This window comes from Bradyrhizobium sp. Rc3b (assembly GCF_900114915.1).
GTDB lineage: Bacteria > Pseudomonadota > Alphaproteobacteria > Rhizobiales > Xanthobacteraceae > Bradyrhizobium.
The window spans coordinates 106,037-125,757 of record NZ_FOUS01000012.1 but is presented as its reverse complement, the minus strand read 5'-3'; the positions used below and the strand labels follow the sequence as shown (position 1 = coordinate 125,757).

General features: G+C 62.5%; 15 protein-coding genes and 1 pseudogene. 7 read left to right on the top strand and 9 right to left on the bottom strand.

The window, feature by feature from the left end; all coding sequences use genetic code 11:
* Positions 1-2 precede the first annotated feature (2 nt).
* From BM190_RS27165 to BM190_RS27155, 3 genes are all read left to right on the top strand, one after another.
* A complete protein-coding gene (locus BM190_RS27165; RefSeq protein WP_092260592.1) occupies positions 3-926 on the top strand; it encodes an HpcH/HpaI aldolase/citrate lyase family protein in 924 nt (307 codons plus the stop codon).
* A gap of 6 nt (positions 927-932) precedes the next feature.
* Positions 933-1,871, top strand: a complete 939-nt coding sequence (locus tag BM190_RS27160) for an AEC family transporter (protein WP_092260590.1) — start codon at positions 933-935, stop codon at positions 1,869-1,871.
* Positions 1,872-1,955: 84 nt separating this feature from the next.
* Complete coding sequence (locus BM190_RS27155; RefSeq protein WP_092260587.1) at positions 1,956-2,360, top strand: nuclear transport factor 2 family protein; 405 nt, start codon at positions 1,956-1,958, stop codon at positions 2,358-2,360.
* A 33-nt stretch (positions 2,361-2,393) separates the two neighbouring features.
* Here BM190_RS27155 and BM190_RS27150 read toward each other — a convergent pair whose 3' ends face one another.
* On the bottom strand, positions 2,394-2,891 hold the full coding sequence (locus BM190_RS27150; protein ID WP_092260585.1) for a DinB family protein: 498 nt from the start codon (positions 2,889-2,891) through the stop codon (positions 2,394-2,396).
* 125 nt (positions 2,892-3,016) lie between these two features.
* Between BM190_RS27150 and BM190_RS27145 the strand changes: the two genes are divergently transcribed.
* Positions 3,017-3,382, top strand: coding sequence for a DUF7677 family protein (locus BM190_RS27145; RefSeq protein ID WP_092260583.1), 366 nt, complete (start codon positions 3,017-3,019; stop codon positions 3,380-3,382).
* A 247-nt stretch (positions 3,383-3,629) separates the two neighbouring features.
* Here the strand turns inward: BM190_RS27145 and tenA are convergent, their stop codons facing one another.
* The gene (gene tenA, locus BM190_RS27140) at positions 3,630-4,313 is read right to left on the bottom strand and encodes a thiaminase II (RefSeq protein ID WP_018318272.1); all 684 of its coding nucleotides are present in this window, start codon (positions 4,311-4,313) and stop codon (positions 3,630-3,632) included.
* A 706-nt stretch (positions 4,314-5,019) separates the two neighbouring features.
* Here tenA and BM190_RS27135 point away from each other — a divergent pair.
* Both BM190_RS27135 and BM190_RS27130 read left to right on the top strand, forming a co-directional pair.
* Positions 5,020-5,835, top strand: coding sequence for a site-specific integrase (locus BM190_RS27135; protein ID WP_092260581.1), 816 nt, complete (start codon positions 5,020-5,022; stop codon positions 5,833-5,835).
* A gap of 261 nt (positions 5,836-6,096) precedes the next feature.
* The gene (locus BM190_RS27130) at positions 6,097-7,314 is read left to right on the top strand and encodes a tyrosine-type recombinase/integrase (RefSeq protein ID WP_092260579.1); all 1,218 of its coding nucleotides are present in this window, start codon (positions 6,097-6,099) and stop codon (positions 7,312-7,314) included.
* 190 nt (positions 7,315-7,504) lie between these two features.
* On the opposite strand, the pseudogene BM190_RS27125 reads toward BM190_RS27130, so the two are convergent.
* Positions 7,505-8,632 (bottom strand): annotated as a pseudogene (locus tag BM190_RS27125) (IS3 family transposase).
* A 1,301-nt stretch (positions 8,633-9,933) separates the two neighbouring features.
* Between BM190_RS27125 and BM190_RS27120 the strand changes: the two are divergent.
* Positions 9,934-11,511 carry a recombinase family protein gene (locus BM190_RS27120; protein WP_244550744.1) on the top strand — a complete coding sequence of 526 codons (1,578 nt, stop codon included), beginning with the start codon at positions 9,934-9,936 and terminating at the stop codon, positions 11,509-11,511.
* 610 nt (positions 11,512-12,121) lie between these two features.
* Here the strand turns inward: BM190_RS27120 and BM190_RS27115 are convergent.
* The 6 genes from BM190_RS27115 to BM190_RS27090 form a co-directional block, all read right to left on the bottom strand.
* Complete coding sequence (locus tag BM190_RS27115; protein ID WP_092260576.1) at positions 12,122-13,024, bottom strand: terpene synthase family protein; 903 nt, start codon at positions 13,022-13,024, stop codon at positions 12,122-12,124.
* Positions 13,021-14,571, bottom strand: coding sequence for a hypothetical protein (locus tag BM190_RS27110; protein WP_092260574.1), 1,551 nt, complete (start codon positions 14,569-14,571; stop codon positions 13,021-13,023). The genes BM190_RS27115 and BM190_RS27110 overlap by 4 nt, the downstream gene beginning before the upstream one ends.
* Before the next feature lie 158 nt (positions 14,572-14,729).
* On the bottom strand, positions 14,730-15,725 hold the full coding sequence (locus tag BM190_RS27105) for a polyprenyl synthetase family protein (protein ID WP_177237323.1): 996 nt from the start codon (positions 15,723-15,725) through the stop codon (positions 14,730-14,732).
* 131 nt (positions 15,726-15,856) lie between these two features.
* Positions 15,857-17,200, bottom strand: coding sequence for a cytochrome P450 (locus BM190_RS27100; protein WP_092260572.1), 1,344 nt, complete (start codon positions 17,198-17,200; stop codon positions 15,857-15,859).
* Positions 17,200-18,045, bottom strand: a complete 846-nt coding sequence (locus tag BM190_RS27095) for an SDR family oxidoreductase (protein ID WP_092260571.1) — start codon at positions 18,043-18,045, stop codon at positions 17,200-17,202. Before BM190_RS27095 ends, BM190_RS27100 begins: the two co-directional genes overlap by 1 nt.
* Positions 18,032-19,633, bottom strand: a complete 1,602-nt coding sequence (locus BM190_RS27090; protein WP_092260569.1) for a cytochrome P450 — start codon at positions 19,631-19,633, stop codon at positions 18,032-18,034. The genes BM190_RS27095 and BM190_RS27090 overlap by 14 nt, the downstream gene beginning before the upstream one ends.
* Between the last annotated feature and the right edge of the window lie 88 nt (positions 19,634-19,721).

Below are 19,721 nucleotides of genomic sequence, written 5' to 3'. Positions count from 1 at the left end.
CGATGGTCTCGCTGCGGCCCACGCGGGCCTACCTCGCCGTTCCCGCGCATCGCTCCCGTCTTGTCGCCAAGGCAGCGGCCTCAACGGCGGATGCGGTGTTCATGGATCTCGAGGACGCGGTGCCGCCGTCCGAGAAGGGCCTTGCGCTGGAGGAAGCTGTCCAGTCCCTCGCCTCGCTCGACTGGGGCAACAAGCGCGTCACGGTGAGGATCAACGCCGTCGACAGCCCCTTCATCGCGCAAGAGATCCGCGCGCTGGTCGCACTTCCGCGGTTGGATGCGGTGATCGTGCCGAAGGCGGAGCGCGCCAGCGACATCGCCGGCATTGCCGAGCAGTTGCGGGCAGCTAACCCCGATCGCCCCGCGCCGGTCGCGCTGGAATTACTGATCGAGACCGCGCTCGGCCTCGTCAATGTCGACACGCTCGCTGCGTGCCACGCCAGCGTCGCCGTGCTGCATCTCGGCGTCGGCGATTTCGCGGCGTCGATCGGCGCCCGCTCCTCCGACATCGGCGTGTCGCCGGACGGCTATCGTCACGTGGGATCGGCGCAAAGCGGCTATGCCTCCGCCCCGCTCGACCTGTTTGCCTATCCGATGATGCGCGTCCTCGTGGCCGCCCGCGCGCACGGCCTTCACGCCATCGACGGCCCCTGCGGCGCGTTCCGCGATGCCAGGCTGACCGAAAGCAGCGCGCAAAAGGCCGCGGCGATGGGGTTCGACGGCAAGCAGGTCATCCATCCCGACCAGATCGAGCCGACGCTGCGCGCGTTCATGCCGTCGGAGCAGGAGCTGGCCCAGGCGCGGCGGATCGTCGACGCCATGGAGCAGGCGGAGGCGAAAGGACAGGGCGCGGTGACGCTGGACGGCAAGATGATCGACTATGCCAATGTGCGGATGGCGCGCCGGATCATCGAGCTGGGGTCGTAGCGGCGCATGGCCACATTGCTGATCGTCGCGCCGGTGTTTGCGCTGATCGCGTCCGGCTATGCCGCGGTGCTGTTTCGCTTCGTCTCGGAGAGCGCGCACAAGGGCATCTCCGAGTTCGCCTTCAGCATCGCGATCCCGGCGCTGCTGTTCCGCACCATCGTCGTGTCGGAATTCCCAGACGTCAGCCCCTACCGGATGTGGGGCGCCTATTACGGCGCGCTGGCCGTCATCTGGATCGCGGCGCTGGCGATCTCGGCGCTGCTGCGCGCGCGGCGCGAAGATCGCGAGGACGGCGTCGTGTTCGCGATCGGCTCGGTCTACGGCAACATCGTGATGCTCGGCATTCCCCTGACGCTCTCGGCGCTCGGCAATGAGGCCGCAGGCCCGATGGCGCTGATCCTGTCGGTGAACACGCCGCTGCTCTGGCTCTGCGGCATCCTGCAGATGGAGCTGGTCAACCGCAAGCGGACCGGCTCGGCGCTGTCGGTGATCTGGCCCGTGCTCACGGATCTCGCCCGCAATCCGCTGATGCTGGCGATCGGCTTTGGCGTGATCTGGCGTTTCACCGGCCTCGGCCTCACCCCCGTCGTCGACCGCACCATCGAACTGCTGGCGCAGGCGGGCTCGCCGACCGCGCTGATCGCGCTCGGCATCAACCTGTTTCGCTTCGAGGTGAAGGGCGAGAAGCTGAGCATCCTGGTGATGTGCGCGCTGAAGCTAGCGGCGATGCCGGCGGCTGCATTCGTGCTGGCCAAGCTGCTCGACCTGCCGCCGATCGCTGCCGGCGTCGTCGTGCTGTTCGCGGCGATGCCGACCGGCGCCAACGCCTACATCTTCGCGGTGCAGTATCAGCGGCTGGTGAACCCGGTCTCGGGCGCGGTGGCGCTGGGGACGCTGCTGGCGGCAGTGACGTTGCCGGTGGTGGTGTGGGTGGTGGCGCGCTGAGCACGCGCAACACGGTCCCAATGATTTTGCCTTTACACGCGAAGGTCGCTAGGCTGCCCTGATACGTGTTGCAGGGAGGGTGACATGGCACAGCGCGAAGAGATGCTCGCATTGATCAGGACCGCCTACGCCGCGCGCGGCGAGGGCGACGTCGAAGGCCTGGTGACGGCTTTTCATCCCGAGGGCCACTTCACCTTGATGGGCGACAAGGGCGCGCTGGAACTGACGGGACGCATGGAGGGGCATCCGACCCTGCGCGGGGCTTTCACTCAGTTCACTGCCAACTTCGGCTTCGAAAGCCGCGAGATCCTGACTGAGCTGGTCGACGGGGATCGCGTCGCAGTCCATTCCCGGGTTGTCGTTCGATACAATCCGAGCGGAAAGACTTTCAGCACCGAGATCCTGGATCTGTTCAGATTTCAGGACGGCAAGATCGCCGAGCTGATCGAGTTTGCGGACACGGCGCAGATCAAGGCGATGATCGCCTGACATGCGATGAGATGGATTGGAGCGTCGCACGAGCTACGCCAGAAGATGAAGGTCCGTCGGCTCTGGTTCTGCACCCGCTGCCGTCAGCATCGCATGGACCTGACCTCGATGGTGGGTCTGGTGATTGAAGAGTTGAACAGCAACGAGCGTCTTTGGCTTCTCGATCCGAGTTGAACCGTCCCCCGGATACCAAACAAGCATCCCGTTCAGGTCCGCATCGACCAATCGCGCTGACCACGCTTCGATTTCCGCGTTCCGTTGCAAGCGGAGCGCCTTGAAGGCCTCCCAATCTGTGGGATCCGTGAGGGAGGGCTTGATGGTTTCCTCTGGACGCTCGTTCCCCTTTAATCGCTCCAGTATCAGGGCATCAGCCCAATAAAGATGGTTCAATGTAGCTGCGATCGACCGGAAGAACGCACCTCGATCCTTCCAGCGATCCTCGTTGGTAAGCTCGTCGGCGGCCGTTACCAAAGAGGCGTTCTGCCAAGTGTTGTAGCGGGCCATAAGTCGGCAGTATTCGGCTGAGATCATTTTCTCAGGCTCCCAGAGGTTGTCGATGTTGGCTGATTTCGGGATGTTGCCCCGGACGTGAAGCAGCTAGAAATACGGTGTCGACGGCGGAGCTTGGCTCACTTGCTACTTTATGGTGTTCGAACATGAATCATCCTTCAAAGCTAAGCGCCGCCTTCTCGGGAGCGTTACGTAGCTTCAGCTATTGGATTGCTGCTGGCTCCGTCGGGCATCCTCTTCTCGAAGGGATCGAATATCGCCAGGTAATGTTAGCAGAGCCGAGCTTGATGGAGCAGGCCTATGCGATCTTTGCGAACGTCATCGAGTTTGATCAGCAGGGTATGCCCGTTAACGCGAAGTATGCGGAGCACCGTGCCGCCCAATGGATCCGGAGCTATTGCGACCGCGGGTTCCAAGTGAGTCCGCCATTCGAGTCCTGGGAGCTCCAACTCAATGGACCACCACCGAGAGAAGATCCGAAGCCTTGGTCGACGGCGGGCGCACGGAAGTGAGGCAAATTGCACCCGTCTGAATTAGACGACCGCGGCCCTCGCGCCGGATAGGCATGCAGGCTCGACGTCGCGCTTTCCCGGGTTGTCGTTCGATACAATCCGAGCGGAAAGACTTTCAGCACCGAGATCCTGGACCTGTTCATCAGGATGGCAAGATCGCCGAGCTGATCGAGTTTGCGGATACTGCGCAGATCAAGGCGATGATCGCGTGAGGCGGGATGCGAGTCCGCAGGAGTTTCGCGCACTGTTACCGTAATTCGGCAACACGCTGGCCCTCGCGCCAGGCCATCTCCCAGAAGTCTGCCTCGAGCCGGGTGGCTTCCTTGAAGATCGCAGTCAGCTCGGCCTCGCGGGCCGGCGTGGCGTAGAGATCGGCGAGATGGTCGAGGTGCGCACGGGCTTTGGCAGCGACCTCCTGGTACGGCACGCCGGCGTACTCCGCGATCCAGACGCGATAGGCGTTGGTCGCGGCATCCGCATGGGGTCGCGAGGCGAGCCGCGTTGCGATCTCCGCGTACCCGATCACACAGGGAGCAAGCGCCACCTTGAGTGCCAGCAGATCGCCGCGCATTCCCGCATCTAACACATAGCGTGTATAGGCCAGCATCTCGGCCGCCGGAGGGGCCTGTTCAAGATCGGCCGGGGATAGGCCCCAATCGGCACAGAGCTTCACATGCAGGTTCATCTCGACATCGAGGATGGCCGAAAGGCCGGCCGCTGCCTCACGCATGTCGGCAAGCCTGGGCGACTTGTAGACCGCCAGCGCGTAGGCGCGAGCAAACTCGATGAGGAACAGGTAATCCTGGACGAGGTAGTGACGAAACGCCGCTTCGGGGAGCGAGCCGTCTGCCAATCCGTTCGTGAAGGGATGTTCGGTGTAGGCCCGCCACTCAACGGATGCTTCTGTCTTGAGACGTTCGAAGAAACTCACGATCTTTTTTGCCTGGCTTGCTTGTCCATGAATATCTTTGGCTCGCTACCGATATCGCATTGCGAACCGAGGAGCTACGGTGACCGCGCACAAGATTGGCTTTCGCCAGTACTCTGATGGCACGCATGCGCGGGATTAGGAGTTTAGTGCACTGTCACCGTAATCCCGGCAGGCAAAGCGAGCCGCCGCTCCCTTGTCCCGCGTCTCGGCGGCGGCTCGCTTCCCATCTAGTCGCACTTTCTCTTCAGGTTATCGCTCCATGGTAAAGAGCGACAGCCTGTCTAAGTCTTTGAATTTCTTAGAGCTGCTCAGTGGATGTCAGTCATCAGTTGCTGATCAGCAGACAGTACAATCAGCACCGCTCAGAAATTATGCTGGTGGCGCTTGAACTTAAAGGCAAAGCAATTTGGAAAAATGCAGGTTGTCGCTCTTTCGCATAGAGCGATAACCTACCGCGCAGTGTCTTAAGTGCATGAGATTGCGAGGTATTAGGATTTTTCGAAGGCACTCGATTGCCTTCTCCCGGAGATCGAGCACAAGGGTTAGGTCTGATCCAAGGGAGAGTCGCCGTGCAACAACGACAGAGAATGGAAATCCAAATTTTCGGGTCGACGATAAAAGCCGAGGGCGTTCTCGGTATCGTCGGCACAATAGCGATCGTGATAATTATTTTTGGGACCTACTTTGTGAACGGATAGGTTAACCGATGAGCTTGACGCTCGGGACTTTGATTACGGAATACCAAATCGATCCAGACTCATCTTTCCATGAGCTGAAACATGAGGTCCGCGTGAGGCATCGTCGAATGTTAGCGCGCATCGCCGCAGAGAAAGGAGAGTACCGGCTGAGGGACGTTCGTCCCCGCACATTGGTTGCTTGGCAGCGCGATTGGGTAGCTAATGGCAAGGCCGCGATGGCCTCCGCACTAACGGGACGCCTAAGCGCGGTGTTTCGATTTGGCGCGACGATACTGGAAGATAGAGAGTGCGCGCGTCTTTTCGAAGTCCTAAGCCTCGCTCGCGTTCAAGCTAGCTCCACTCCACGCATCTCAAGGATGACCGCAGATCAAGCCACCGCGCTCCGGAACAAAGCTCGGGAAATCGGTTATTTCTCCATTGCGCTCGCGCAAGCTCTTCAATTTGAGCTGCGCCTTACCCAAAAAGAAGTGCTTGGAGAATGGGTGCCGAATGATGAGGCTGATCCATCCGATGTTTCACATCCCAAATACGGTAAGTGGATAAGAGGTCTTCGATGGGAGCAGATTGATGAAGAACTTATTCTGCGTATGACCACCAAGCGATCACGAGTGACTCAGCACGATCTAAAGGTCTTCCCAATGGTTATGGAGGAATTGGCGCACGCCATTGTCTTCTATGGCGGGAAGCCATCTGCTGGTCCTGTTGTCATTTACGAGGCGTCGGCCCGACCATGGTCGCAGTACGGCTTTCGCAGGATCTGGCGAAAAATCGCTAACATCGTCGGCATCCCTGCACACATCAGGAATAGCGATTTGCCTGCTTGATGCCGCTTTATCGCCTCAAGCGAATTCTGCTGATTTCTTTGTTTTGATCTCAAATATTGACCCCGCTGGTACAGTTGGGTGGGCTCGAACCACCGACCTCCTGTTCCACAGACACCGTTTGGACTCCGCCGGTGCTACGCCCTACCCGCCATTTGCACGAAAATCACAGAATTATCAGTTAATAAGCTCGCCGCCTCCCGCATTATCTGCGCTGCAGTTTACGCTATAGTGGTAGCTATGTGGTAGCTACAGAGGTGATCGATGGCCGTTTCGAGTATCACCATCCGCACCGTGCAAGCACTCAGACCGGGCGAGACTATTTGGGACGCAAACCACCGCGAGGCGGTGCGGGGCTTTGGCGTTCGGCGTCAACGCGATCAGGCGACCTACGTTCTCAAATATCGAGTTTTCGGTCGGCAACGCTTTGCCACCATCGGCGCTCACGGCGCCCCCTGGACACCAGAGCTCGCCCGCAAGGAGGCCAAGCGGCTTCTGGGCATAGTTGCTAATGGCAAAGACCCGGCGGACGAGAAAGCCAAGGCGCGCCTACAGGCGGCCGACACGCTCCGAACAATCGCGGATCAATATCTTCGGAACGCCAAACAACGGCTGAAGCCCCGGACCTATTCGGATATAAAACGCTACCTCTTGGTCAGTTGGAAACCCCTGCATTCGGTTTCGGTCTTCCAGATCTCACGCCGCCAAATTTCGGGTCGTATCGCTGACCTCGCTTCCGCTCATGGAGCGGTCTCAGCTGCCCGCGCCCGTACCGCCCTGTCCTCAACGTTCAACTGGGCAATACGTGAGGGCCTCGACATTGTTGCGAACCCGGTACTCGGCACTAACCGACCCGTACAGCCGAGAAGCCGCGAACGGGTCCTCACGGACAGGGAACTATCAGCCATGTGGCACGCCTGTGGCGATGACGATTATGGACGTATTGTGCGTTTGTTACTGCTCACAGCCCAGCGCCGAGATGAAGTAGGCAGCATGCAATGGGCCGAACTTGATACCTTTTCGGGGCTCTGGACGCTGCCAAGCGCGCGGACCAAGAACCATCGCGAGCACTCGCTACCATTGGTTCCTGCCGCGCTATCCCTACTGCCACACCGCCAAATTGGCCGAGAATTCCTTTTTGGTGACGGGCCCAGGCGCAGCGGCGACCCCCATCGTGGTTTCTCTGGCTGGTCCAAGTCGAAGGCGGCGCTTGATGCGCGAGCCGCGAAAACCCTGGGCGCCCCCCTACCCCATTGGACAATTCACGATCTACGGAGATCGGCCTCCACAATAATGGCCGACCGGCTTGGCGTGTTGCCACATATCGTGGAGGCGATCCTAAACCATGTCAGCGGTCACCGGGCGGGCGTTGCTGGGGTGTATAACCGCGCTCGGTATGAGACCGAGATGCGCGAAGCGCTTGAGCGTTGGGCACAGCACGTTACGGCGCTGCCAGACGAGAGCCGGCTATTGGCAGAGTGAACGCGGGCTCCGCCCTCTCGTGCCAGTATGCTCACAAAGACCGTCTTAGACCGCTCCTAAGCCGAGTCCCCTCAAACTGGCCGCGTGACCCTGTCGGGATGCAAAGTCCGCTTTGATCCTATAGCGACCAGGTCCTGCGGTAGCGCAAGAACTCGCGAATTGAGCTGATGCCGATTTGATGGACATCGAGTTAAGCTAATCCGACCTTGCGCTCGAACTCGACCGGGCTGACATAGCCGATGGTCGAGGGCCTGCGGATCGTGTTGTAAAATCGTTCGACTTAGTCGAACACATCAGCTCGTGTCTTGTCTTTGGCCCTGTAGGTTTTGCCTTCCGTCGGTTCGGTCTTGAGCGCCGAGAAGAAGCTCTCCATCGCCGCGTTGTCCAACATTGCCGGAACGGCTCATGCTGCAGATAGTGCCGTGGTCGGCTATCAAAGGCTGGAACTGCTCGCTGACTGCCCTGGTCGGAGTGGTGCAACAGTGCCTCCGGCTTGCCGCGTCGCCAACATCAGCAGGGCATCGGCCACCAAACTGAGCTGTCATGGCGGCGCTCATCGACCAACCCACCACCCAGCCGGAGAACAGGTCGATCACTGCTGCGACGTAGAGCCAGCCCTCGGCTGTCCAGATAAAGTCGGCGATCCACTTCTGGTTCGGCCGCTCGGCAATGACCTGCCGGTCAAGGAGTTCGCCGGCACGGTCTCGAGCTGTCGATCGCCTCTGTCCTTCGGCAAGCGCCGGCCTCGCGGCCGTGCCCCCAAGCCTGCAGGCGCTTCAGTCTTTCGATTTGGTGGAGGCCACAGTCCGCCCCATCGGCAAGCAGATCACGCCACACCCGGCGCGCACCATAGGTGCGGTCGCTCGCCTTGAAGCTTGCCTCCACCTGGCCGCCGAGCTCTTCGTCGCTGCGGGATCTGGCGCTGGGCGAGCGATTCAACCAGGCATGGAAGCCCGACCGCCACACCGCCAGCGCATCGCATAGCCATGCCACCGGCCAGATCGTCCGGTGCTTCGCGATGAAGACGAAGTTCACGTCGCTTCCTTCGCGGAGAAGGCTGCGGCCTTTTTAGGATATCTCGCTCGGCCTTTAACTTGGCGACCTCACAGCGCAACCGCTCGTCTCCTGCTGCTCCGGCTTCATATGCCCGTGGCCGGGAAAGGCCTGCACCGGATCGGAGCCGAACTCTTTCAGCCATTGGCGCAGGACGTTCTCATGGACATCCAGGTCGCGCCCGGCCTGCACGACCGACACCCCAGGCTCCCTAACCAGCTTGACCGCCTCCATCTTGAACGCGACTGAACTTCCGTCTCTTCATGCCCACCTCCGGCTTCATGAAACACCTAATTTCGGCGTCCACCAAACCGGCAGCAGCTCAGGCTAGCATCGCCCGAACTTCGTCGATGTTTAATCTCGCGACCATGCGAAGTGATAGTACCAGTGACTGTCGGCCGCACGGACCTGATTGGCTACAAGCACGGCAAGCGCTTGCGACCGCAGGATCGCGATATGCCGCTCGAATGTATGCATTTGTTGGCCTGTAGCTGCCCTGTGGGCATGGTGTCGCAAGCGCTGGTGGCCAACCGGTCACAAAGACTGGGGCTGGCCACCTTTGCTCCCAAGAGGCTCAAATTCTCAAGGGCTACCAAGTTGTATCTTGGAGAAGTAACGAAGGGCACCTACCAAAATCGGTCGGTCCCATCCTCATCGGCGACTCTTTAAGCTGGGTCTTTGCCCCGCTGGAGCAGACGCTGTGCCTCCCCCGCCCGCACTGCCAGTTGAACTTAGCACAAATTGACTTAGCGCTTGTCCCCCAGGCGCGCACAGGGACCGCGCTATCCCTGCCACCCAGCTAACTGCTCCAAACCCAGCTTGAAGCGGTGGCAAGAAGCTGATCGGGAGCTTATCGCTCGCAAAACGAGCAAAATCGACAGAACGAGAACTAATCGGTGAGTTGGAAGCGGTGCGGACGCGGCTCGGCGCCTGACGGTCCGGGGCATCGTGAGTTACTATCCCGCTGCACCCCCAGTGCAAAAAGCTTAACGGAAGCGTGACTCGGCACATGGTGGTCCTTCAGCTCATGCGCGTCCCTGCCACGTCCCCGTTAAATTCAACGATTCTTTATCGGGGCTGGCTGCGAAATCTGACAGAGCTGCGCAGCAATCTCCAGCAAATGCCGGGACTAGACATCTAGAGCTCTGGCGAGGCCCGAGGTTTCCACTCAGGCATTCGCCTAGATGAGAGGGCGTGCGCTTCCCAGCGGTATCAATTCCGCGCAGGCAAAGCCAGTGGCTCCTCTCTTTTTCGTCGCCTGGGCATCCGATTGCACGACGAGCTCATAGCGACCGTTGCAGTTAGTTTTCATCCGAACAGGATGCTCGAAATGATCAGTGGCCCCCACGTCTTATCGACTAGCCCCAGCGCAGGTGCGTGCACCTCGTTGAGCTGCGCGATGTCCTGAAGGTCAATCGTGCGGCAAGCGGATCGCAACTTTTCCTTGCAGAAGAATCCAGACAAGGCGATTTTACGTCTCGCGCGAGTACTTGCCCGTGTGGCCGCGAGGGAGGATCATGAAAGACAGCTCATCGATCAAAGCGATAAGGAAAAGAGCGACGATCTATGCTCGATTCTCAACCGATCTACAGAGTGAGAGATCGATTGAGGATCAGGTTTCACTTTGTCAGAGCTAATGCCGAGCGCGAATGCTTAACTGTTGTCAGTACCCATGAAGATCGGGCTCGTTCAGGTGGGTCTGTCATGGACCGCGAAGGCCTTTTGCGGATGTTGGACCAAGCGCGGGAGAGATCCTTTGACGTGGTGATCGTCGAAGCGCTCGATCGCCTCTCTCGCGACATGGAAGATCTAGCTGGCATTCATAAGCGGCTGTCATTTCTCGGGATCGAGATCCGGGCGGTCCACGAGGGCGTCGTTAACACCGTGCTGGTTGGCCTTCGAGGCTTGGTCGGACAACTCTATCGAGAGGACAACGCTCACAAGGTGCGTCGTGGCCTGGCGGGGCGCGTCAAGCAAGGTTTGGCCGGAGGCGGCCTGACATACGGTTATGCCGCGGTCGCCGGAAAAAGCGGCGAACGGGTCATCGTTGAGGCCGAGGCGCAAGTGATCCGGCGCATCTTTCAGGAATACGTGGGCGGTCGAACGCCTCGCGAAATCGCGCACGCTCTCAACAGAGAGAGGGTATCACCTCCGCGAGGGCGCGCATGGAATGCTTCAACCATCAACGGCAACCTTGAGAGGCGTGCGGGAATTCTGCAGAACGAGCTTTATGTAGGGCGCCTCCTCTGGAACAAGGTCAGGATGGTAAAAGATCCCGACTCGGGAAAGCGCCTGTCACGACCGAATCCCAAGAGCGATTGGCAGGCAGCCGAAGTGCGGCATCTTGCAATTGTCAGTCCACGGCTGTTTACAGCTCCCCAGCAACGCAAAGCCGAGCGCAGTCGCGGTCATCCCAGCCATCAGCGTCGGCCTCGTCGCATGCTGTCTGGCCTGCTCCGTTGCGGTTCCTGCGGTTCGGGCATGGCAACGAATGGGCGCGACAAATCGGGGCGCCTGCGTATTCGCTGCTCGGCAGCGACAGAAAGCGGCACATGTCCTGATGGCAAAACTTTCTATTTGGACACAGTCGAGAGTGCGGTTCTCAGTGGGTTGAAGGCCGAATTGCGCGCGCCGAAGGTTATTTCGGAATACGTACGCACCTATCTCGAGGAGCGGAAGCGTCTCGCGGCTTCATCAAATGCAAAACGGCAGCGCCTTGAGCAGCAACTTGGGGAACTAAACCGGGAAATCGAACGATTGGTGAATGCGATTGCAAAAGGACACGGAGATCCATCTGTTCTCGGACCGAAATCGACTGACTTAGATGCCGAACGAAAGCGGATATCTGAGGAGTTAAGGAGTGAACCGCCCACCCCCAAAGAAGTCGCGCTGCATCCGGCGATCCTCAAGCGATACGAGGGGCAACTCGGTCGTCTCGAAGAGGCACTAGCGAAAGGACTGGGTGCTGGCGACGGGGAGGCCGCAGAAGCCATCAGAGACCTGGTCGACACGGTCACTGTGTTCCGCGATCCAGGACGCGCAGGCGGCGGTAGCCGTGGAGATAGCAGGCCGGCTAAACGCCCTCATCGGGGAAAAGGCCTATCCAAACCAAACCTACGATATCTCATCCAGTCCTTCGCATGAGGCAGTTCTTGAGCCTATCGGCAAGCGCAGTTCTACGCTCGTACGAAGAGCTCTTGGCGCCGATGGGTCGAGGATGAGGCACGTCTTCCAGGGGCTCGCTGTAGCCACCTTACCGGAGCACCCATCAACTGGAAGCCATTCGAACTGCAGAGTTTTTTGGAAGATCAACGAGTTGATGGGGAACTAGCGGAAGGAGTGTCCTCCTATCCACATTGAAATTTTTATATATTTTGTAGTTTTTCTCTCTTCACGCAATACTCCCCGTTGATGCTCCAAACGTGGGCTATCGCTGGCCCTGAGAGGCCTTGTGACAGAGCCGGACAGCGCGTCGGTCAAATTTATCCCGCGCGCAAGCTCCGCCCATCGGTATCCGGCCGTTTCATTCGGATAGCGCACCGCAGCGTGCCCTATCGCATGTCTCGGATGGGCACGTCATCTTGCTCTGAAGGCAACAGGTCACTCGTTCGAATCGTCGATCCAGAACAATCTCCAGGTGTCGTCTTTGCGCCGGCTAAGAGCGGTGTTGCTCATGCTCGCTGCGTCCGCCGCATCCGGCGACAGCCTTGCGTCGGACCGCGGCAGCGCGTGCATGCCGCCGCCAACCACGCTTTTAGGCCGGCGAACGCTGGCCTCCCCTCGCAGAGTCGCTGCGGTACCGGCCGGCCGAGGTCTGGTAGTACCGCGCGCAGATGGCCCCCATGGCCTCGATCAAGGATCTCCACGGCGCCGGAAAGCGCTCTTGCGCCATCACCCGCTGCAGCATGCGCGTATAGCCGGCCAGCTCGTCATTGAGGAACTCCAGCACAGGCATAGCTGGATAGCGGTGCAGCAGCAGGATCGCCGCGTTGTCGGCCTCGTCGGCCGACGTGTCCTTGTCGCGTCCGTGCAGATCGTTCTGCAGGCGCCCTATCGCGGAGATGAGCCGCAGGACCTGGCGAAACGCTGGACGCGCGCGCAAAGTCGCCATGTCCAGCCCCCACAGCAACGACAGGCAACAGAACACGTTCGCGTAGGCGATCGAATCGATGCCGTTGTGCAGGTACTCGGCGTAGGACCAGCGTTCCGGCCCTGCCGCCTGCGCGTGTCCGGCGCGCAGCGCCGCGCAGTAGCGCTGGGTATCGTCGAGAAGCTGAGCATAGTCGCGACGATCGTAGGCGAGCGCGGCCAGCGAACCGCGCAGCACAGCGCAGCCTTCGAATCCGGGGAGGGCGCACGGCTCGCCCTGCCCCAGCGCCTGCTCCACGGCGGCGAGCTGCTCCGGCGCGATCAGGCCAAGATCGTTGCAATCGTCGAGCCAGAACAGGAGCGCCAGTTCGCGATAGAATGCCAAGATCAGTGTTTCGTCCTGCGGATCGCGACCGGTGCGGCCGCTGATGTCACGCAGGCTCGGTTGGATACGCTGCAGAATGTACTGGCCGCCGCTGACCGCTTCCACGGCATGCTCGTCAGCGAACCCGCTCAGGGAACGCCCCCACTCCAGCACCTGATGCAGCGCGCGTTCTGGCTGGATCATGGGGTCGCTCCTGCTCCCTCGGCCAGGACGCGCCGCCCCCAACGAAGCGCCAGCCACAACCCGGCGAGTTCGGCCACGCGCACGACCCGAGTGGGGCAATACAGTTCCTTGCCGATCCACAATGGCGTTTTCGGCAATGCATGCGCCGCGTGGCGGGCGAGCATCCACTCCAGCGCTCGCGCCACCACCTGCGCGATGCGCCGGCGCCCTGTGGCTTTTTCGCTCTCGTCCATCACGCGTAACGCGAACAACGCGTAGGCGGTTTCCTCGAATGTGGAGGCGCGACCGGCGCCCCAGCCGCCGTCGCCGCGCTGCGCCTGCAGCAGCGCCGCCAGCGCGCGCTCGTCCCGCCACCGGGGCTTGCCTTGCGCCAGCGCAGCGACCGCATGCGAGGTGGGATACAGCCACGAAACGTGCCATTTTTCGTTGTCCCACAGACCGTGCAGGTTGCGATTGGCCTCGACATAGGCGCTGGTGCCAGCGGCGGGCTTTCCGAACAGTCGCAACGCATGCAGGGCGTGGATGTTGGTCGACACCGAGGCATTGCGCTCGCCGGGGAAGGTGACGAACAGCTCGCCGACTTCAAAATGGCGCAACGCATCCACCGCCGCGTCGTGGCCTGCAATGTGCAGGACGCACAACGCAACGGCGGTGTCGTCCGCATCAGCTGCGAAATGCAAGGCCGGGCCCAGACCGCGCAAGCCCAGGCGGGCGTCGAGCTGCGCTACAATCACGCGGACCGCCTCGGCGAGCGCGGGATGCGCGAACAGCCCGGCCAGATGCAGGGTGTACAGGGACCAGCACGGCTCGAACACATTGATCGGCCAGACGTTGGGAAAGACGCCTTCGATGCCGCTGCGCGTCGCCCGCGATGCCATCCGGAGATACGCATCGGCGCGCTCGGCCTGCGGCCTGCTTCCCCACGTCACGGCGTGCGCACGCCACGCGGCGGTGGCCGCCGGACTGATGCCAATGCTGCCCTCGTCATCCAGGCATGCGGTCGTCGGCGACGTCCCCCAGGCTTCCCAGGAGTGCAGCAAGGGATGGCCGCTCGGCAACATCGCCAGCGCCGCCAGCTTGTCCAGGCGCGCTTGCCGCAGCGGCAACAGCGCTGGATGCCGCGGAAACGCTACGGCACTCAGCAAGGAGCTGGCCTCACCGCAAAGCTGCGGCAGGATCAGCTCCGCACCGATCGGCGCGTCTTCCGGCACGGCCTGCGCATAGGGATCGGGCTGGCGCTGAAGGAACCGGGTTGCCGCCTGGACTGCGTCGGCAGCACCGGGAAGGGCATCGGCACGCTGCAATGCCAGTAACGCTGCCCAGGTGGGCGCATGGCGGAACAGCGGGAAGTCCGCGCTTCCCCATCCGCCGTCGGCCTGTTGCTGCGCGATGAGCCACGCATATGCGTCCTGCCGACCGGTGAAGTTGCCGTGGAAGCGCAGCGCCTGCGCCGTGTCGTAGACAGACGGACCGACGCTGCCGCCATCGCTCATTTCGCTCAGCAGGCCGCGCAATTCGGAAAGGATCTGTTCGGACAGCGCGTTCACGCTGGATGTTCCTTATGCAGACCGTTGAAAAGAACTGGGATAGGGCAGACGCCTTCGCATGTCGCCGCAAGCTCGTCGCATAGGCTTGCGCGCAGGGCGCCGCGTGCCCGCGGCGGGCAACCGCTGCAATCGGGGGCGTCCCCATGCGGACCGCGCGCTCATGCGCATGGCGCGTGCTTGAACAGATACGCGTTGGCCCGCTTTAAGAGTTGCGCCAACCGTTCAGCACGCGGCCCCAGCGGCGCGATGGACTCCGCTGCATCGCGCAACAGATCCAGCGCGAACTGGCGTGCTGCCTGCAGTCCCATGATCGACGCGCAGGTCGGCTTCTGCGCCGCCGCGTCCTTGCCGGGGGTCTTGCCCAGGGTCGCGGTATCCGCTGTCACGTCGAGAATGTCGTCGATCACCTGCAACGCTAGGCCGAAACAGGCGCTGTAGTGATCGAGCGCACAGTACAGTGCAGCGTGCGCGGCATTGTCCGCGACAGCGCATAGCGCGCCCATGCGAACGGACGCGCGCACTAGCGCTCCGCTCTTCATCTGGTGCATCGCCACTATCCTGTCCAGCTCGACGTGCTTTCCCACCAGCGACAGATCCTTGGCCTGCCCGCCTGCGGCACCCTCGGCTGACACCGCCTGCGCCAGTTCGCGCACGAGCGCGATACGGCTGTCGCCCGGCGCATCGAGGCTCGCCAGGGTCAGGAAGGCATGCGCCTGCAGCGCATCGCCGACCAGGATCGCAGTAGCTTCACCGAACTTGACGTGCACGGTAGGAAGGCCGCGGCGAAGCACGTCGTCGTCCATCGCGGGCAGATCGTCGTGGACCAAGGTACAGGCGTGCATCATCTCGATGGCAGCGCCGACGTCTTCGAGCATGTGCGCCGGCGCGCCGGCCAGTGTGCCGGCAGCCAGACAGAGCAAGGCGCGGGTGCGCTTCCCGCCCTGCAAGGTAGCGTAGCGCATCGCCGCCATCAGCCCGGTCTCACCGTCATGTTCGGCGCAGAGAACACGCGCCAGCACGTGTTCGACCCGGTTTGCGCCGTCGTGCATCCAGACGGGCAGCAGCCCGCCGGATGCGCCGTGCGCCTGCGCGCCCAATCCGCCGAGCACGGAATCACCAGTTCTGTCATCCTGTGGCGTAGAACCGGTCTGCATGTTGTTCATGTCCTTGTCCCTGACAGGCGAGCCGCCGCGGTGACGTCTGACACGCACCGTGCGCGCGCCGAGTGCAGCAATGCCGCGAGTCGCCGGCGCTGCTGCCTCGCAACAGGGCATGTGATGCCAGCTCATGAAAATCCGATTCGGATAGTCATGGATGGATGTGCAGTCGGGTAATAGCGCAGGCCTTTTTCGACACTGCTCAGCAACCGCGGCCGCGCCCCGCTCTCGTGCATAGTCAGCGCCAAGGCGATGCAGAACTGCACCAGTTCCAGCCATGCCAGGTGGTAGCCTATGCAGACGTGTCGGCCGGTACCGAACTGCAGCATGTCCGCCGGCCGGATCGGCTCGGTGCGTTCCAGCCACCGCGCCAGGCGAAACTGATGAGGCGCCTCGTGCAGCAGCGCCGAGGTCGAGAAATGCAGCAGCGGGATGCACAGATCGGTGCCCGCGGGAATGCGCCGTTGGCCGAGTTGCAATTCACGCGCTGCGCGCCGCACCAGGAGCGGGGTCGGCGGATGCATGCGCAGCGTCTCGCGGAACAGCGCCTCGGCGACCGGACACTGCGCCAAGTCCGCGTGCCGGGTCGGCACCGCGCCCACGCGTTGCGCCTCCTCGACCAGAGCCTCCCACAGCCCAGGCTGCCGCGCTAGCTCGATCACCATCCAGGCCATCGTTGAGGCGGTGGTGTCGTGACCACCAAGCAGCAGCAAGCGGATATTGGCCACGAGGACTTCATCGGAGAGCGCATCGTCCCTGCGATCGAAGGCACTCACCATGTCGTTGATTACCCCGGTACGCGCGGCAAGTTCGCGCGCGTCGCGAATGAACTCGCGCAGCCGCGCATCGATCCAGTCCCGGGCGGCGCGACCGCGCCGCAAGGGCAGTCCGGGCAGGTCGACCTTTGGCGCGACGACCAACTGCAGCAGTTGCCGGTACTTGCGACGCCATTCCGGCAGGTCCTGCGCGGGGATTCCCATGAGGCTGAAGATAAGCTTGAGCATCAGATCGCCGGTTTCGCGCAGGATGGTTACGTCGCCCCGGTCGCGCCACCTCTGCACCCAAGCCCAGATGACGGGCGCGAACAGCTCGCCGATGCCGGCCTGGGTCAGCCCCGTGGGCAGGAACGCCGCCTGGATCGCGCCGCGCGCCTGCCGGTGCGCGCCGCCGTCCTGGGCGACCAAAGTTCCACCAAACAGTTCGGGCGCGATCTCTTCGATCAGCGCCGAGGACACGTCCTTGTGCTGGAGCAGTGCGATCGCATCCGGATCCAGACAGGTCACCATGTGTCCGGCAGGGCCGAAGTCCAGCCAGAAGTGGCTACCCACCGTCCGTTCCGCGCGCCGCAGCAGGCGCGGCAGGTCACAGACGATGGCGGGAAGATGCCCGACCAAGGGGAAGGCGCCGGGCACGACCGGGATGTCGTGCCGCAGCCGATCTCGACGGTTCAGCGGGTTGAGCAGCATGTCCATCAGCAGCGCTGCAACGCAGCCGCTTCGGCGGTCTCGCCGGAAGGCCGCGCGGCGCGGCTATTCCCACCGTCGGCGTATGTCGGCACATGCGCCAGCATGCCGCCGTCGATGCACACTACTTGGCCGGTGATGAACGCAGCATCCTCGGAGAGCAGGAACGCCACCAGCGCCGCCACGTCCTCAGGGCGGCCGACGCGCGGCAGGAGCTGGTGCCGGCGCAGATGCCGTTGCATGCACTCGTCCAGCTTGGCCAGGAGACGCTCGGTCATGATGAGACCCGGCGCAACCGCGTTGCAGCGGATCTGCGCATGACCGTACTGGGTGGCGAGCGAGGCCGATAGCATGTTCATCGCCGCCTTCGATGCGGCGTAGGACGTCAGCGCGGTGTCACCGCTGAGCCCCTGGCACGACGACATGTTGACGATCGCGCCACCGCCGCGGGCGATCATCCCTGGGATGGCCTGCCGGCAGCAGAGTAGTGTGCCGCGCAGATTGGTTGCCATGGTCTGATCCCAGACCGCCAGGTCCAGGTCGAGGATCGCGCGGTCGCGCGGAGTCAGATGCATAGCGCCCGCGTTGTTCACCAGGAGATCGACCGCACTGAAGTGCCGCTCCGCAATGTCGAACAGCGCTGCCACAGCCTGCGCCTCGGCGATGTCGATGGCCAGAGCCAGCGAGTGGCCCGCCTCGGCCGCGATTTGCGCGGTACACGCCGTGGCCGCCGAGCCATCGATGTCGGCGACCACCACTCTGCCGCCCTCGCGCGCGATGGCAAGGGCGCATGCCTTGCCGATCCCCGCGCCGGCGCCGGTCACCACGGCCACCTTGCCTTCAAACCGTCCCATGGTGTCCTCCTGGATTGCGTTGGTCTCTGTCGGCATGCCGCTCCGCCTCCGCCGCCGGAGAAGGCGCATTGTCGGCGCTGGCGCGCTCGTCACCGCCAGCTTCGCCTCTGATGACCCGAATGGCGGCGACCGGGCACTGGCTGGCTGCGAGACGCACGGCGGCATGCAGCGCCTGCGGGACTGTCGCCCGGCACACTTCGGCCACACCGTCCGGTTCGCGCTGGCGAAAAGTACCCGGTAGCGCAAGCACGCACTGTCCGCTGGTTCCGCACAGATTCTGGTCGACTACGACGCGCATCTCAGCCCCTTGCGCACGCAGCCGCACCGGCAGCGCGCGGAACGTCCTAAGGAACGCGGAGGGCTCCCGGGTCGGCAGCCCGGCCAATGCCAGCGTGGGGAAGCGCGCCTGAATCCGCGGCAAACTTTCGGCCAACTGCACCCGGGCCAGTTGCGCTCCGAGGCAGAAGTGGATGCCGTGGCCGAAGCTCAGCATGATCTTCCCATCCGTCGACATGCCGGGACTGGTGCCGTAGAACCGGGCGGGATCGAAGCGGTCGGGATCGGCGAAGGCATCAGGGTCGCGATTGCCAGACGCGATCAGCACGCGCACGTCCGCGTTCTTCGGGATAACCACGCCGCCTAATTCGATGTCGCGCTGGGCGATACGCGGAATGGAGCTGAACATGGCGGGCGCGTCGCAGCGCAGGACTTCTTCGACGAATGCCTTCACCCCCATGGCGTCTCCCTGCAGCCAGTGCCGCTGTTCGGGATAGGCCAGCATCGCCAGGACTGCATGGTCGATGGTGGCAGCAGTGGTGGTGAAGCCACCCAGCAGCATGCCCCACAACATGCTGATCAACTCCGCATCTGACAGCGTGTCGACGTCATCCTCATGTGCGCCGACCAGCATCGACACGATGTCGTGGCAGGGATGGGTGCGCTTGCGCTGTATGAGACCGCCGAAGTAGGCCTTCACTCTGGCACTGGCCGCGTCCGCCGCGGCGAGCCGGGGATCGCTGGCGTGCGGGCTCAGGCCTTCGAGAATGGCGCCGATGCCGGTGGCGAGCCCGAACATGTCGTCGTGGGGCATGCCAAACAGTTCGGCGAAGACCAGTATGGGCAAGGCCAGCGCGAAATCCTGATGCAGGTCCACGGCCTCCCCGCGCTCCAGCGCGGGCGCCATGCCGTCCAGCCGCGCTTCGACGATTCGCGCGATGCTCGGCCGCAGGTTGTCGATCTTGCGCATGGTGAAATCGCGCGAGATCAGCCGGCGCAGACGCGTATGCGTCGGTGGGTCCTTCATTGCTAGCGTGGAGGCCAGCAGATTGAGCGACAGGCTGGTTGCTGCATGCGGAAAATAGCGCGCCAGTTCGCCCGGCGCCGGTCCCCGAAACGCATCGCCAGTGGCCTTGAGGGCCCAGTAGATGTCCGCGTGGCGGCTCAACAGAAAGAGGCCCGACGCCGCGCGATGCACCGGGTCGTGCTCGCGCAACCACCGAATGAACGGATACGGGTCGTGGATCCGCGCCGGCGACGCCAGTTCGGCGAAGGCGTCCCGGCATGCTGCCGTGGTTTCTTGCACTTCCATATTCGTTACCAGTTGGCTGGTTGGTCTGACGGTGCGCGGCAGGTGCGCCGGCAAACCGCGGACGCGATCGCCCCCCAGACGCGTCCGC

Excerpts from the sequence above, each read along its gene's own strand:
- BM190_RS27165 (WP_092260592.1), top strand. The coding sequence starts at position 3 with ATGGTCTCGCTGCGGCCCACGCGGGCCTACCTCGCCGTTCCCGCGCAT.
- BM190_RS27160 (WP_092260590.1), top strand. The coding sequence starts at position 933 with ATGGCCACATTGCTGATCGTCGCGCCGGTGTTTGCGCTGATCGCGTCC.
- BM190_RS27155 (WP_092260587.1), top strand. The coding sequence starts at position 1,956 with ATGGCACAGCGCGAAGAGATGCTCGCATTGATCAGGACCGCCTACGCC.
- BM190_RS27150 (WP_092260585.1), bottom strand. The coding sequence starts at position 2,891 with ATGATCTCAGCCGAATACTGCCGACTTATGGCCCGCTACAACACTTGG.
- BM190_RS27145 (WP_092260583.1), top strand. The coding sequence starts at position 3,017 with ATGAATCATCCTTCAAAGCTAAGCGCCGCCTTCTCGGGAGCGTTACGT.
- BM190_RS27135 (WP_092260581.1), top strand. The coding sequence starts at position 5,020 with ATGAGCTTGACGCTCGGGACTTTGATTACGGAATACCAAATCGATCCA.
- BM190_RS27130 (WP_092260579.1), top strand. The coding sequence starts at position 6,097 with ATGGCCGTTTCGAGTATCACCATCCGCACCGTGCAAGCACTCAGACCG.
- BM190_RS27120 (WP_244550744.1), top strand. The coding sequence starts at position 9,934 with ATGCTCGATTCTCAACCGATCTACAGAGTGAGAGATCGATTGAGGATC.
- BM190_RS27115 (WP_092260576.1), bottom strand. The coding sequence starts at position 13,024 with ATGATCCAGCCAGAACGCGCGCTGCATCAGGTGCTGGAGTGGGGGCGT.
- BM190_RS27105 (WP_177237323.1), bottom strand. The coding sequence starts at position 15,725 with ATGCAGACCGGTTCTACGCCACAGGATGACAGAACTGGTGATTCCGTG.
- BM190_RS27100 (WP_092260572.1), bottom strand. The coding sequence starts at position 17,200 with ATGGACATGCTGCTCAACCCGCTGAACCGTCGAGATCGGCTGCGGCAC.
- BM190_RS27095 (WP_092260571.1), bottom strand. The coding sequence starts at position 18,045 with ATGGGACGGTTTGAAGGCAAGGTGGCCGTGGTGACCGGCGCCGGCGCG.
- BM190_RS27090 (WP_092260569.1), bottom strand. The coding sequence starts at position 19,633 with ATGGAAGTGCAAGAAACCACGGCAGCATGCCGGGACGCCTTCGCCGAA.